Origin of the sequence: Hymenobacter fastidiosus, assembly GCF_039539565.1 — a bacterium.
Lineage (GTDB): Bacteria > Bacteroidota > Bacteroidia > Cytophagales > Hymenobacteraceae > Hymenobacter > Hymenobacter fastidiosus.
Genome location: NZ_BAABDJ010000036.1, coordinates 111512 through 126344 on the forward strand (window position 1 = coordinate 111512; position 14833 = coordinate 126344).

13 protein-coding genes are annotated in these 14833 nt (G+C 61.6%); 10 read left to right on the top strand and 3 right to left on the bottom strand.

Going from position 1 to position 14833, the window contains the following annotated elements:
- Positions 1-97 precede the first annotated feature (97 nt).
- Both typA and ABD833_RS16020 read left to right on the top strand, forming a co-directional pair.
- The gene (gene typA / locus ABD833_RS16015) at positions 98-1906 is read left to right on the top strand and encodes a translational GTPase TypA (RefSeq protein WP_345074339.1); all 1809 of its coding nucleotides are present in this window, start codon (positions 98-100) and stop codon (positions 1904-1906) included.
- A gap of 161 nt (positions 1907-2067) precedes the next feature.
- The gene (locus ABD833_RS16020) at positions 2068-2811 is read left to right on the top strand and encodes a YqjF family protein (protein WP_345074340.1); all 744 of its coding nucleotides are present in this window, start codon (positions 2068-2070) and stop codon (positions 2809-2811) included.
- A 366-nt stretch (positions 2812-3177) separates the two neighbouring features.
- Here ABD833_RS16020 and ABD833_RS16025 read toward each other — a convergent pair whose 3' ends face one another.
- On the bottom strand, positions 3178-3450 hold the full coding sequence (locus tag ABD833_RS16025) for an acylphosphatase (protein WP_345074342.1): 273 nt from the start codon (positions 3448-3450) through the stop codon (positions 3178-3180).
- Between the two features lie 254 nt (positions 3451-3704).
- Between ABD833_RS16025 and ABD833_RS16030 the strand changes: the two genes are divergently transcribed.
- Positions 3705-6563 carry a DUF7948 domain-containing protein gene (locus ABD833_RS16030; RefSeq protein ID WP_345074344.1) on the top strand — a complete coding sequence of 953 codons (2859 nt, stop codon included), beginning with the start codon at positions 3705-3707 and terminating at the stop codon, positions 6561-6563.
- Positions 6564-6722: 159 nt separating this feature from the next.
- On the opposite strand, the gene ABD833_RS16035 is transcribed toward ABD833_RS16030, so the two are convergent.
- Entirely contained in the window at positions 6723-7529 is an 807-nt protein-coding gene (locus ABD833_RS16035; protein WP_345074346.1) for a TrmH family RNA methyltransferase, read from the bottom strand.
- 111 nt (positions 7530-7640) lie between these two features.
- Here ABD833_RS16035 and ABD833_RS16040 point away from each other — a divergent pair, with 111 nt between their 5' ends.
- The 6 genes from ABD833_RS16040 to ABD833_RS16065 all read left to right on the top strand — a co-directional run bounded on the left by ABD833_RS16040 (position 7641) and on the right by ABD833_RS16065 (position 11910).
- Positions 7641-9158: a sensor histidine kinase gene (locus tag ABD833_RS16040; protein ID WP_345074347.1), complete on the top strand. Its 1518-nt coding sequence runs from the start codon at positions 7641-7643 to the stop codon at positions 9156-9158.
- A 66-nt stretch (positions 9159-9224) separates the two neighbouring features.
- On the top strand, positions 9225-9635 hold the full coding sequence (locus ABD833_RS16045; protein WP_345074348.1) for a response regulator: 411 nt from the start codon (positions 9225-9227) through the stop codon (positions 9633-9635).
- Between the two features lie 99 nt (positions 9636-9734).
- On the top strand, positions 9735-10496 hold the full coding sequence (locus ABD833_RS16050; protein WP_345074350.1) for an endonuclease III domain-containing protein: 762 nt from the start codon (positions 9735-9737) through the stop codon (positions 10494-10496).
- 25 nt (positions 10497-10521) lie between these two features.
- On the top strand, positions 10522-10722 hold the full coding sequence (locus ABD833_RS16055; protein ID WP_345074351.1) for a hypothetical protein: 201 nt from the start codon (positions 10522-10524) through the stop codon (positions 10720-10722).
- 5 nt (positions 10723-10727) lie between these two features.
- Complete coding sequence (locus tag ABD833_RS16060) at positions 10728-11027, top strand: DUF167 domain-containing protein (protein WP_345074353.1); 300 nt, start codon at positions 10728-10730, stop codon at positions 11025-11027.
- Positions 11028-11112: 85 nt separating this feature from the next.
- A complete protein-coding gene (locus tag ABD833_RS16065) occupies positions 11113-11910 on the top strand; it encodes a ZIP family metal transporter (protein WP_345074354.1) in 798 nt (265 codons plus the stop codon).
- A gap of 88 nt (positions 11911-11998) precedes the next feature.
- Here ABD833_RS16065 and ABD833_RS16070 read toward each other — a convergent pair whose 3' ends face one another.
- Positions 11999-13384: an ammonium transporter gene (locus ABD833_RS16070; protein ID WP_345074356.1), complete on the bottom strand. Its 1386-nt coding sequence runs from the start codon at positions 13382-13384 to the stop codon at positions 11999-12001.
- Between the two features lie 266 nt (positions 13385-13650).
- Here ABD833_RS16070 and ABD833_RS16075 point away from each other — a divergent pair, with 266 nt between their 5' ends.
- The gene (locus ABD833_RS16075; RefSeq protein ID WP_345074357.1) at positions 13651-14727 is read left to right on the top strand and encodes an alkane 1-monooxygenase; all 1077 of its coding nucleotides are present in this window, start codon (positions 13651-13653) and stop codon (positions 14725-14727) included.
- The last annotated feature ends 106 nt before the right edge of the window (positions 14728-14833 follow it).

A 14833-nucleotide genomic window follows, 5' to 3' on the forward strand; every position in this document is an offset into this window, starting at 1 on the left:
TTTGGCGGGTACGTTTCAGTCTCAGGAGGTTAACATTTTCATCACGTGGGCTTTTGCGGTAAACATTCTATACCTTTGCACCCGGAAAACCCTTTGTATGCAGAACATTCGGAATATCGCAATCATTGCGCACGTTGACCACGGCAAGACTACGCTCGTGGACAAAATCATTCACGCCTCGAAGCTATTCGACGAGCACCAGCAGTTCGACGACTTGATCCTCGACAACAACGACCTGGAGCGCGAGCGAGGCATTACCATCGTCTCCAAGAACGTATCCGTACGCTACAAGGACGTTAAAATCAACATCATCGACACGCCTGGTCACGCCGACTTCGGCGGCGAGGTGGAGCGGGTGCTGAAGATGGCCGACGGCGTATTGCTGCTCGTTGACGCCTTCGAAGGCGCCATGCCCCAGACCCGTTTCGTGTTGGGCAAAGCCATCGACCTGGGCCTGAAGCCGATTGTGGTGGTGAACAAGGTGGACAAGGAAAACTGCCGTCCCGACGAGGTGTACGAGCAGGTCTTCGACCTGATGTTCAACCTCGGCGCTTCGGAAGACCAGCTCGACTTCGTGACGCTGTACGGCTCCAGCAAGCAGGGCTGGATGAGCACCGACTGGAAAGAAAAAACCGACGACATCATTCCGCTGCTCGACGCGGTGGTGGCCTCGATTCCACCGGCGCCGACGTTGGACGGCACGCCCCAGATGCAGGTTACCTCGCTCGACTACTCGTCGTTCGTGGGCCGTATCGCCATCGGCCGCGTGCACCGCGGTACGCTGAAGGAAGGCGCCAACATGAGCCTGGTGAAGCGGGACGGCACGATCAAGAAAGTAAAAATCAAAGAGCTGCAGGTGTTCGAAGGCCTGGGTCGTACCAAGGTTTCGGAAGTTAGCTCCGGCGAAATCTGCGCCGTGACCGGCATCGAAGGCTTCGACATTGGCGATACCCTTGCCGACGCCGAAAACCCGGAAGGGCTGGCGGTAATCAGCATCGACGAGCCGACGATGAACATGCTGTTCACCATCAACAACTCGCCGTTCTTTGGTAAGGAAGGCAAGTTCGTGACCTCGCGCCACCTACGTGACCGGCTGTTCAAGGAAACCGAGAAAAACCTCGCTTTGCGGGTGAAGGAAACCGATAAGGAAGACACGTTCCTGGTCTACGGCCGCGGTATTCTTCACTTGTCCGTCCTCATCGAGACCATGCGTCGCGAAGGGTTCGAGCTGCAGGTAGGTCAGCCACAGGTACTGTTCCGCGAAGACGAGGACGGCCACCGCACCGAGCCTATCGAGCACCTGGTGGTCGACGTACCGGAGGAAACCGCTGGTAAGGTTATCGAGCTGGTGACGATGCGCAAGGGCGAGCTGACCATCATGGAGCCGAAAGGCGACCTGCAGCACCTGGAGTTCAACATTCCGGCCCGGGGCCTGATCGGCCTGCGTAACAACGTGCTGACGGCTACCGCTGGGGAGGCTATCATGAACCACCGCTTCGCGGCTTACGAGCTGTACAAAGGCGTAATTCCCGGTCGTATCTCCGGCTCGCTGATTTCGATGGATACGGGTGCCGGCACCGCGTACACCATCGACAAGATGCAGGACCGCGGCGAGTTCTTCGTTGATCCGGGCGAAGAGGTGTATGCCGGCCAGGTTATCGGCGAGCACACCCGCCCGAACGATTTGACCATCAACATCCAGAAAGGCAAGAAGCTCACGAACATGCGCGCGTCGGGTACCGACGACAACGCCAAGATTGTTCCCAAGCGCCAGTTCTCGCTGGAAGAAGCCATGGAATACATCCAGAAGGATGAGTACCTGGAAGTAACCCCCAAGTCGGTGCGGATGCGTAAGATCCTGCTCGACGAAAACGAGCGTCTGCGCTCGGCCAAGAAGATTGACTAGCTTTTAGGAAGCTAGTTTGAAAAGGGGTGCGGCCGACGGCTGCACCCCTTTTTTGATGCCGGTTGAAATCAGGAATGATGATTTGGCCGCTTTCCTGTTGTAGCAGCACCGGCTTCGATAAGAAGCTGGGCGGCTGCTCCACTTTGCGTTATTTCACGTCCGTGCCTTCTTCCCCACTTTCTCCTCCCCAACGGTTCTCTATCATGCGGCAGCGCTGGAGCCAGCTGCTGTTCGCGCACTGGCCCGTAGACCCGGCCCTGCTACGCCCTTACCTGCCGGCGCGGCTGGAGCTGGATTTGTTTGAGGGGCAGGCGTGGCTGGGCGTGGTGCCTTTTACCATGAGCCACATCCGGCCGCTGGGGCTGCCCGCCGTGCCGGGCCTGAACCGCCTGCACGAGCTGAACGTGCGCACCTACGCTACGCTGGACGGCGTACCGGGCGTATGGTTTCTGTCCCTCGATGCCACCCAGCCCCTGGGCGTGTGGGCCGCCCGCACGCTGTTTCACCTCCCCTACCTCCACGCCCGTATCCGCCTGACCGACACGAATGGCACCCTCCGGGCCGTGGCCGAGCGGACGCACCGGGGGGTGGCGCCAGCCCGATTTTCCGCTACCTGGACTCCGGGAGAAAAGCTGCCGCGCGCGGCACCGGGTACCCTGCCGCACTTCCTGACGGAACGCTATTTCCTGTACACTGCCGGCGCCGATCTGAGGCAAGCCGTGAGCAGCCCCAACCTGTGGCGCGGCCGCCTGTTCCACGAGCCCTGGACTTTGCGGGAGGCCACGGTAAGCGAATGGGAATCGACACTGGTGGAAAGCCACGGCCTGCCCACCCCTACCGGACCACCGCTGCTCTACGCCGCCGATGCGCTGGACGTGTGGATCCAGGAGTTGCGGCGGGTATAGTGGCGGAGGTCGGCAACCAGGCCCCTAAACCAAAACTTTAGCTATTAGAGTTGTTCCCGAACAAGCAATAATGAAAAAAGAACGTCATGCTTCATCTGGCGTCCGCGCAGCCGAAGCATCTCTACCGCATTAGTAATCAATGCTACAGCAACAAAGCGGTAGAGATGCTTCGACTGCGCGGACGCCAGATGAAGCATGACCGCTGAATTTGCGCTTTCTGTATTTGGGAGTAAGTCTATTGACTTTTGGGCCACGATTGGTGCCGTGAGCTGACAATACCGTTAGCCGGCGGAAGCGGCGCAGAGCAGCGGCTCCCGCCCTGGTCAGCACTCTGCGGATAAGATAACCTTGCCGTGGGCTGATTCCTTACGAGCGCACCTCAAAGGCTCGATAATTAATCACCGCGCCTTGCGCCGCTTCCACCTTGTCGACCCGGGCGGCGGGTGGCCCGTGCCGGCACCAGGCTTCCAACCTGGCCAGGGCAGCTGCGGGGCCTTCCGCTTCGATGGTGACGGTGCCGTCGGGGTTGTTGCGGGCGTAGCCGGTGAGGCCCAGCCTCTCCGCCTGCTGCCGGGCCGATTGGCGGAAGAATACGCCCTGCACGCGGCCGAAAATATGGAAGACACGATGCTTGGTCATGGCGTAAGGCGGCTGGGTTTCACCCGTAAAACCAATCCGAAGCCAGTGGAATATTCCGCGGGGCTTAGCGTTGGCAGCACGTAAATTACGCCATCTTATTTTGCGTAGCTGAACCCCGGCAGGTTCTTCCATTTCCAGTAGAATACCTCCTGAATATTAGCCACCTTTGCGGGTGTTTATCTCCCTTTCCAACGTCTGAACCAGGTTGTTAAAGGGTTTGCTTTATTGGTTTCACTCCCCTTTATAGTGCTTTTATGAAGCTACTCTTTACCCTCAGTCTACTGCTGGGCACTACCCTGCTGGCGGCCGCCACGCCCGGTCCGGGCTTCGATTTCGTCCCGAATCAGCGGCAATGGCCGGCCCCGGTCCGGTTCAGCACCCTGATTCCCGGCGGACGGCTTTTCTTTGAAAACTCCCGCTTTACGTACTCCATCGTGGCGGGCAATCCGGAACAGCCGGCCACCCCTAGTCAGCCCGTGCAAGGCCATGCCTTCCGGATGCAGCTGGTGGGCGCCCGGCCTGCCCCCGCCATCACCGGGGAAGGAAAGCGCCAGAGCTACCACAACTATTTTCTGGGCAACGACCCGCAGCACTGGGCCGCAAAGGTGCCGACGTTCGGGCAGCTGCGCTACCGGCAGATCTACGCCGGCATCGACATGGTGTGGCACACCCAAAGCGAGCAGCTGGAGTACGACTTTGAAGTAGCTCCCGGGGCTGACCCCAAAGCTATCCGCATGCGGTACGAAGGCCTCGACAAGCTGACGCTGTACAACGGTCAGCTGCAGCTGCACACCAGTGTGGGCGTTCAGACGGAGCAGGCCCCGGTGGCCTACCAGCTGGGTCCCGATGGGCAGCGGGAGCTGGTTGCGTGCCGCTTCCGCCAATGGGGCCCGCAGGAGGTAGGGTTTGAAGTCACCGGGTCGTATGACCGCAAACGGCCGCTTATTCTTGATCCGGCCCTGATTTTTTGTACCTATTCGGGGAGCTCTGGCGGCCTGTCGGCCAACTGCGCCGCCTCGGATGGGAATGGCAACGTGTACTCCGCCGGACTCGTGCTCGGGACGCCTTTCCCCACCACTATGGGCGCCTTCCAGCGCACGGGCCAAACCGGCAACATGGGCATCTCCAAATACAGCCCTAATGGCAGTGCAATGCTGTATTCCACGTTTCTGGGCGGCAATAGTTCTTCCGGGGGATACAGCGAATACCCGTTGAAGCTGGTGGTGAATTCGGCCGGGGAAATTTTTATGCTCGGCATCACCAGCTCCACCAATTTCCCGGTGACGACCAACGCGTACCAGGGAGGGCTGCGCGGCTCCCAGAATATGTGCCTCACGCGTTTCACCGCCGATGGCGCCGCCCTGATCGGCTCCACTTATCTGGGGGGCTCCAGCCGGGAAGGGGGCGACTTGTCGTCCATTCCCGCGGCTCTCACTTTCGATGGCAGCGGCAACGTCATCGTGGGCGGCACTACTTCTTCCCGCGATTTTCCGGTGCTGAACGCGCTGCAGAGCACCTCCCCCGGCGGCGGTGGTTTTTCCACCGATGGTTTTGTAACCAAGCTCAACCCGACTCTCTCCGCGCTGGTGTGGTCGACGTATCTGGGGGGTAACGGCAACGACCAGGTCCACGACATCCGCGTGGCCGGCAATGGCTCGTTGTTCGTGTGCGGGCAAACGGAGAGCTTCAACTTTCCCACGTCAGCCACGGCCCTCAACCGGTTTTCCCTGGGTGGCATAGACGGATTCATTACCAACCTGAGCTCAACCGGCAACACGCTGCTGGCCTCTACCTACCTGGGCACGTCGGGCACGGAATCAGCCCGCTTCCTTGATTTTGACTCCCAGGGCCGGGTGTGCGTGGCAGGCGAATCGACGGGCTCCTACCCTGTTACGACCGGTACTCTGTCCTCCTCGGGTAGTGCAGGCACCCAGTCGGCCTTCGTGCATTGCCTGAATGCGCAGCTGAGCACCACAGCATTTTCCACCCGCTTCGCCACCGGCTTTCCCAACAACTTCGGCTCCAGCATCTCCGGGGTAACGGCCTTTGCCCTGACCGACTGCGACCAGCTGATGTTCAGCGCCTATGCCACTCCGAACCAGACGCTGCCAACCAGCGCCGATGCCTTCAGCAAAACGTTCCGCAGCGTCTACCTCTGCTCGCTGAATCCGGGGGCGCAAAGCCTGTCTTACGGCTCCTTCTTTGGCAGCTCCCAGGCCTTCTCCACTCACCTGCACGCGGCCGCCGCCAGTCAGATTACCCGCTCGGGCATTCTGACCCACATCGAATGCACCACGGCTTCTGATTATCCTACCTCGCCGGGCGTTATTGCCCCCACTAAACAGGGCTTCAGCAACGACGGTGCTATTTTCAAGTTCAGCGTAAACGGGGCACTGGTGCCTGACTTCAACGCCTCGGTAGCTCCCGTGGTGGCGGCTTGTGCTCCCTACACGGTCAGGTTCAACAACACCAGCGTAGGGGCCAAAAGCTACCGCTGGCTGTTTGGTGATGGGGCCGCCGACACGGCCCGGGCGCCGCAGCACCTCTACCAGCGGGCCGGCACCTATCAGGTCCAGCTCATCATCAACCGGCCTTCGGCGGCCTGTGGCCCGACGGCCGATACGGCGCGTACTACCGTGACCGTCCGGCCCGTGCCAGCCGATATTGAGCGGACCCTTCTGCTCGACTGCAACGCTGACCTCACCCTCGATGCAGGCGTCGACGCCCCGGCCTATGAGTGGTCGACGGGCGAAAAAACCCGCACCATTCCGCGCATCAACCGGCCGGGGAAGTACACCGTCCGGATTCTGGATCCGGCCAGCTGCCCATACCAGATCAGTTTTGAGGTGGTGAGGGATCTGCAGAAAGTACAGCTGCCCAACATTATCACCCCCGATGGGGATAAGCTCAACGAAACCTTCGTCTTCCCCAGCGCCGTAGCCGGCAGTAGCCTGAAAGTCTTCACCCGCTGGGGCAGTTTGGTGTACCAGAACGCGGCCTATGCCAACGACTGGCGGGGTGAAGGCCTGCCCAATGGTATCTACTTCTACGAAGTCGGCTCGCTCTCCGTATGCGTTGGCGTCCTGAAGGGCTGGCTCGAAATTGCGCGCTGATCCTTCGTCACCCGGCCCAGGAGGTAAAACTCCCGGGAGGCGGCGTAACATCAGTTACATAGTCTCCCATTCTGCTCCCCTATTGGCACGGTAGGTTGGCGGCCGGCGATGGTAACCCGATGTGGCGGGAGTCCGGCGGCGGCCCGGGCGCTGCGGCCGTTACTGCCGCTGCCGCACCGCCTCAAACGTGAGAATAGCCGTAGCGGTGCTCACGTTGAGCGAGTCGATGGCCCCGCGCATGGGAATGATGATAGTGGCGGAGCAGGCTTCGCGCAGCTCCGGCGTGAGCCCATCGGCTTCAGTGCCCATCACGAAGGCGGTAGGGCCCCGGAAATCGAATTCGGTGTAGGGCCGGGCGTGGTCGGTGAGGGCCGCGGCATAGGTGCGGATGCCGTGCTGCTGGCACCAGTCGAGCAGCTCGGCGCGGGTAGTGGCCACGGTGGGCACCGTGAAGCTGCAGCCGATACTGGCCCGGATGGCGTTCGGGTTGTAGAGGTCGGTGCGCGGGTCGCAGATAATCACGGCGTCGGCCCGGGCGGCATCGGCGGTGCGCAGAATGGCCCCCAGGTTGCCGGGCTTTTCCACGGCCTCCAGCACCAGCAGCAGCGGGTTGGCCGGGAGCTGCAGATCCTGCAGCCGGCGCCGCGGCGGCCGCACCAGGGCCAGTACGCCATCGGACCCTTCGCGGTAAGCTACTTTCTCGAACACGGCTTTGGACACCGCAACCCACTCCGGCCCGGTGGCGAACATAGCCTCCAGCTCCCGTAAGTGTGCTGCGCCGGCCAGCTCGGAACACACGAACAGCGTCTGCACCACTACGCCGGCCTGGTGGGCAATGGTCAGCTCGCGGTGGCCTTCGATAATGGTCAGGTCCTGCTCGCGGCGCTCGGCCGACTTTTGCTGCAGGCGGAGCAGGTTTTTGATGCGCGGGTTTTGCGGGCTGGTGATGAGGTCGGCGGCAGGCATGGCGGAGAAAGTCGAAAACGAGGCCGAAGATACGCAGGCGGCCGGGGCCGACCCTATCCGGCCCCGGAGCCAGATAGGGTATACGAGCGGAACGCCGTACGTTTACGGGCGATGCGCTTACAACTCAACACGAAAATTCTGCTGGGCTTTGCCGTAGCGGCGGGAGTGCTGCTGCTCACCGCCATTATCTCCTTCCTCAGCATCCGCCAGCTGGCCGTGCAGACCCGCTCGGTGGAGCACACCTACCAGGTGCTGCAGGAAGCCGAGCAGATCACCTCCCGGGTCCGTGAGTCGGAATCGCAGGTACGCGGCTACCTGCTTACGGCCGACACGGCTTATCTGCAAAACTACGCCCCCTCCCGACGGCAGGTTGAGGAAGGCTTTGTCCGGGTTTCGGAGCTCATTGCCGACAATCCCGCCCAGATCCAGCGCCTGGACTCCATGCGGGTGCTGGTCCGGCAGAAGTACCAGAACATGCAACGGCTTATCACGCCGCAGCGCGCCCTCACGGCTTCCTCAATCCGCACGATTCTGGATACCGGCCGGTTGAGTATGCGTGCCATTCGGGGGATGTTTGAGCGCATCAAAGCCCATGAGCTGCAACTACTGGCGCTGCGCAACCAGCAGCAGAGCCTCTACGAAACCATTGCCCCCGTCACTATTATCGTTTCGGCCGTGCTGGCCATTTTAATTACGCTGTGGCTCTTCCAAAAAATATCGGGGGAAATAGCCGCTAATGAGCAGCTGCGGCAGACCCTGGCGCTGACTAACGAGGAGACGACGCGCCGCATCGAAATTGTGGAGCGGCTGGCCGGGCAGGTGCTCGACGGCGACTATAAGGTCAAGATCCGGGACCAGGAAAAAGACAGCCTGGGCAACCTGGCCAACCTGCTCAACCGCATGACGCAGCGGCTGGATGAAAGCTTCGGGGCCTTGGAAAACCGCAACAAGGAGCTCGACCAGTTTGCCTACGTGGCCTCCCACGACCTGAAAGCGCCGCTCCGGGGCGTAACGACCATCGTGAAGTGGATCGAAGACGAGCTGACCACGGAACTCAGCCCGCAGATGCGCCAGTACCTGGATATGATGAAGGGCCGGCTGACCCGGCTGGAAGACCTGATCAACGGCCTGCTGGCCTATGCCCGCATCGGGCGTACCGAGCAGAAGGTGGAGGAAACCAACGTGGGGCACCTGGTGAATGAAGTAACCGAGATGGTGGTGCCCGCCGAGTTCAAAGTAGACCTGCCGGATACGCTGCCGGTTTTCTTCACCGACCGGCTCAGCCTGCAGCAGGTGTTCACCAACCTGTTCAGCAACGCCGTGAAGTACCACCACCAGGGCGCGGGCACCATCACGGTGCGGTGCCGGGAAAACAGGCAGGACTACGAGTTTACCGTCGCCGACGATGGGCCGGGCATCGCGCCGGAGTACCACGAGAAAATCTTTCTGATGTTTCAGACTCTGCGCGACCGGAATACGGCCGAAAGCACCGGTATCGGGCTGAGCATCGTCAAAAAAATCATCGACGAGCAAAAAGGCTCGATTCGCGTCCGCTCGGAAACGGGCCAGGGTGCGACATTCATCTTTACTTGGCCTAAATTGCCGGCCGATTACCAGCTGGTGGCCTGACCTGCGGGTTGTGGCTTGTTGCGTGCCGGGCCCGCCAGCTATTCTTTTATGTTCTAACTGCCCCCTATGCGCTCCGTCCTACTGGTTGAAGACGACTTTTTTGACACGATGACCGTGCAGAAGTCCTTTGAGAAATTCAGTGTTCAGCACAAGCTCTACACGGCCTTCAACGGCCTGGAGGCGCTGGACCTGCTCCTGGGCCGCAACGGAGCCGAAGCTATCAGCCCGCTGCCCGAAGTGATTCTGCTGGATCTGAATATGCCCAAGATGAACGGGCACGAGTTTCTGGTCGAAATCCGTAACGACGACTACCTGCGGGACATTCCGGTGTTCATCATCACCACCTCTTCGATGGATGTGGACCGGCTCAATGCCCAGAACCTGGGCGTGCAGGGCTACATCATGAAACCCCTGGACTTCGAAACCAGCGTCGATATGGTAGACAGCATCAGCCTGCTGGAAAAGCTGCTGAAATAAGCCCTGGCCGGGGAACCGCTGCGGATCGGGAACCGCACGCTTTGCTACCCGCCGCTGCGGTCGCAACCCGGGGCGGGCAGAGTTGCGTAAGGCGCTACCATGCCTGCCTCCCCTACTCCTGTCCTGGCCGATGTTGCGACCCGTCGAACCCGGGCGCTGGTGGCTCACGAGCGGTTTTGCACCCACTACGGGGCACCATTCCGCTTTTTCAGCGACAAGGACGCGCTGAGTGAATTGATCAGTGCTTTGCTCTCGCACCGGACCAGGAATGCCGATTCGCACCGGGCCTACCAGCAGCTGCGGGCGCGGTTTCCGACCTGGGATGAGGTGCGCGACGCGCCCGTGGCCGACGTGGAAGCCGCCATCAGCTCCTGCACCTGGCCCGAGCAGAAAGCGCCCCGCCTGCAGGCTGTGCTGCGCGAAATCAGTACCCGCTGCGGCGGCCCCTGCACCCTGGATTTTCTGGCCGACCAGCCGGTTGCCGACGCGCGGGCCTGGCTGGAATCCCTGCCGGGCGTCGGCCCCAAGACCAGCGCCGCCACCCTGCTCTTCAGCACCCTGCGCATTCCGGCCATGCCCGTCGACAGCCACCACCACCGCGTGGCGCAGCGGCTGGCCCTGATCGGCCCCAAAACCGGCCCCGACGCCGCCCACGCGCAGCTGGAGGCCCTGCTCCCGCCCGGCTGGGACGCCCAGCAGGTGTACGACCACCACGAGGCCTTCATGTTTCACGGGCAGAAGTGCTGCTACTTTCACTCCCCGGCCTGCGGGCGGTGCGTGGTGCTCGACCAGTGCCCGTTCGGGCTGGCGCGGCTGGGGCAGGCCGCGCCGGCGGCTTACCCAAGTCAAGGATCTGCTTAACTTCGCCCTTCAACCTCCCTTTGCTATGAAACCAACTTACGGCGTACCGGCCCTGCTTTCCTTTTTTATCCCTGGTCTGGGGCAGCTCATTAAAGGCCAGATCATCAAGGCCTTTCTCATCTGGGCCGTCGGCGGCGTGGTGGGCTTTCTGCTGGTCTGGACCATCATCGTGCCTTTCGTTATCTGGGCCTGGAACGTGTACGACGCCTACAACGACCCGGCGTAGGGCCAGTGGCGGCCATTCTGCACCTGAAAGCCCGGCCCGGCGCGCGGGCCAACCAGCTGCTGGTAGCGGCCGATGGCCGCGTAACGATACGCCTGCAAGCCCCGGCCCAGGATGGTAAGGCTAATGCCTGCCTGCTGGCGTATCTGGCCGATGTATTTGCCGTCAGCAAATCCAGCATCACGCTGCTGACCGGCCACACCGCGCCGTTCAAGAAAGTGCAGCTCGAAACCCTGGACGCCGCCCGGCTGCAGGCCGTGCTGGCCCGGCATCAGGCTATCGACCAGCCGGCCAGCCGGCCGGAGTAAGCCGGTGCCGCCGGGCCGTATACCGGGTCCCTGCTCCCTTTTGCTTTATCCGACCTTTCCTTTCCGGGTCTTTCCCTCCTGCCGCATGATCTTTCCTACCTGGGCCCTGGCCGGCTTCTGGGGCCTGGTTTCGGGCTCCGCCCTGTTGATCGGGGCCGTGCTGGGCTACTACGCCCACGTACCCCAACGGCTGATAGCGGCCACCATGGCATTCGGCAGCGGCGTGTTGATTTCCACGCTTTCGCTGGAGCTGATGGAGGAAGCCTACCACAAAGGCGGTTTCAACGCGACGGCGCTGGGCTTTGTGGGCGGCGCGGCGGCCTACACGCTGGCCAACTGGCTGCTGGCCCGCCAGGGAGCCAAGCACCGCAAGCGGTCCGGCGACCATCAGCGCGTGGAGCGGGAGAAAGTTCAGGAAGGTGGCCAGCAGGCTACCGAACCCGGCGCCGACAACGGCATGGCGCTGGCCATCGGCGCCCTGCTGGATGGTATTCCCGAAAGCATCGTTATCGGGCTGAGTCTGCTGGCGGGCGGGACCGTCAGCGTGGTGGCTGTAGTCGCCATTTTTCTCTCCAACCTGCCGGAAGGCCTGTCCAGCGCGGCGGGCATGAGAAAGGCGGGGCGCCCGGCCCGGTACGTTTTTCTGCTCTGGGGTGGCATAATGCTCGTGTCGGGGGTGGCGGCGCTGCTGGGCTACTCCGTGTTCAGCCAGTTTCCGCCCCAGGTAGTGGCCGCCACCACGGCCGTGGCAGCCGGAGCCGTGCTGGCCATGATTGCCGACACCATGATTCCGGAGGCCTTCGAAACCACCCACAACTTCACCGGCCTGATTACCGTGCTGGGGTTTCTGCTGTCGTTCTTTCTAAGCAAGCTGGACGGCTAAGCCGCGGCCATCCGCAACCCAAAGTCAGGGCGGCCGGAATTGCTTCCGCCCGCCCTGACTTCCTCCCCCAATAGTCCCGGTTGCTCTGCTACACCCGGGCGGTTACCGGCTCCGGCTCTTTGCGGTAGCTCTGCTCAAACTCTTCGTCGATGTGGTAAGTCGATTCCTCGTGCTGGCTTAGGTCCAGGCCCAGATCCTCGTCGCGGGTGGTCACGCGCAGCCCGAAGCAGGCATCCGTAAGCTTCAGCAGCAGCCACGAGCCGCCGAAGGTGTACCCGATAACGATCAGCAGCCCCAACACGTGGTAGCCCAGCAGCGTGGCAGTGCCGTGAATCAGCCCGCCTTTTTCGGCGAATACGCCCGTGAGCAGCATGCCCACGATGCCGCCCAGCCCGTGGCACGGAAATACGTCCAGCGTATCGTCGATGTTGGTATAGCGGGTTTGCCAGCGCACCGCCACCTGGCTGACCAGGGCGGCCACCACGCCAATCAGGATGCTCTGCCCGTAGCTGACGTAGCCGGCCGCGGGCGTAATGGCTACCAGCCCTACTACGGCCCCGATGCAGGCGCCCACAGCAGTAGGCTTGCCACCCCGGGCCAGTTCCAGCAGCATCCAGGCAATGAGGGCGGCGGCCGAAGCCAGGTTGGTCGTGACGAACGCTTGGGCAGCCAGCGCATTGGCACCCAGCGCCGAGCCGGCATTGAAGCCAAACCAGCCAAACCATAACAAGCCGGTGCCTAACAGCACGTAAGGCACATTAGGCGTGGAAAAAGCCTGTTTGTTGGCCCCGCCGGAGCGCGGGCCCAACACCATAGCCCCCGCCAGCGCCGCAATGCCGGCCGAAATATGCACCACCGTGCCCCCTGCGAAGTCGAGCACGCCCCAGCGCCGCAGAAAGCCTTCGGGATGCCACGTCCAGTGGGCCAGCGGGCAGTAGATGAACAGGCAAAACAGCACCATGAAGGCCAGATAGCCCTTGAAGCGCACCCGCTCGGCGAAAGAGCCGGTAATCAGGGCCGGGGTGATGACGGCGAACTTGAGCTGAAAGGCGAAAAACAGAATGAACGGAATACCCGGCGACAACAGCGGATGCGGGGCCGTGCCGACGTTGCGCAGCAGGGCAAACGTGAGCGGGTTGCCGATCAGCCCGTGCCAGCTGGTTCCATACGCCAGCGAGAAGCCCACGAAATACCACACCAGCGAAATGACGCCCAGGGCCACGAAGCTTTGCAGCATGGTGGAGATGACGTTTTTGGGTCGCACCATGCCCCCGTAGAAAAACGAGAGCCCCGGCGTCATGATCAGCACGAAGGCCGTGGCCGTCAGCATCCAGGCGACATCCGCGCCGTTGAGGGTGCCGGCACCCGCCGCGGGATGAGGCACCTCGACGAAAGCGGCCACCAGACTCAGCACCAGCAATCCGACCAGGGCCAGGGAGCTGTAGCTGAACCGACGAGTAGTAGAAGGAGTCATAGCGCTGATTTGGTCTGCCTCTTAAATTTAAGGTCAATATAAAACATTGATACTTGATTCACATACTTACCCCTATTTTTAGGGGGTTATTCTCATAGATTTACAATGATATTTACGAATATCCGCTTCCAAAAACACTCCTTAACCCACAAGCTCCTAAATACCGTCTGGGCTTTTTACAACCTAAAAAACTTTCTGATTTTCTACCTTGACCTTATTGACCCGGAAGTGGATATCTTGCTTGTCGGCTCCCACTCCCTACTGCTATGCCTACCTCACTCCGCGACGCCCGCTACCTTCTTGCTTACAGCGTTCCTCTGGCCGCGCTGGGTGGCATCTGGCTGGGCGGCATCTGGAGCTGGCTCACCCCGGTCTATGTGTTTGGGCTGATTCCCGCCCTGGAAGGGGTTTTTACTACATCCCCAGCGGCTCAGGCGGCAGAATCGGTTACCGGCCTGCGCCGGGGATTTTTCAATGGGCTGCTCTATCTGAATGTAGGCACGCAGTATGCGCTGCTGCTCATTTTTCTGCACACGCTCAGCCAGGAACCCCGCGCCCTCTGGGAGCAGGCCGGGATGGTGTTCAGCATGGGCGTCTGCTGCGGTACCCTGGGCATCAACGTGGCCCATGAGCTGGGGCACCGCGCATCCCGGGCCGAGCGCACTATGGCTCATTTGCTGCTGCTCAGCACGTTCTATCTGCATTTCTACATCGAGCACAACCGCGGGCATCACCGCCACGTGGCTACGCCGCTGGATCCGGCTACGGCGCGCTTCAACGAGCCTTTTTTTCAGTTCCTACCGCGGGCTGTTAGCGGCGAATACCAGGGAGCCTGGCGGCTGGAACACGGCCGGCTGCAGCAGCAGCAGCGGTCCTGGTGGTCGGCCGGCAACCAGATGCTGCGGTTTCAGCTCTACCAGGCCGGCCTGCTCGTGGTGGTAGGAGCCGTATTTGGATGGGTTGGGCTGCTGGGGTGGCTGGGGGCCTGCGCGGTGGGCATCATCCTGTTTCAGCTGGTAAACTACGTAGAGCACTATGGCCTGCAGCGTCGGCACACGGCCACGGGCAGCTACGAGCGGGTGCAGCCCTGGCATTCCTGGAACTCGGAGCATCCGTTCGGGCGCATTCTGCTCTACGAGCTGACCCGCCACTCCGACCACCACTACCAGGCCAGCCGGCCCTATCACGCGCTACGGCGGCAGCCCCAAAGCCCGCAGATGCCCACCGGCTACCCGGGCATGATGCTGCTGGCCACGGTGCCGCCGCTCTGGTTTCGGGTAATGAATAAGCGGGTGCCGACCGTGATGGAGGAGAAAAGCCAACTACCGCCCAAGGCGGCTTAGCGCTGTTTCCGGATCAGTATACCGCTTACTGGTAACGCGAAGTTTCACTTCGCGAGTCGTTGCTGATGGCCGATCCTACTCGTTCCGGGCGCCGCGAAGGACAACT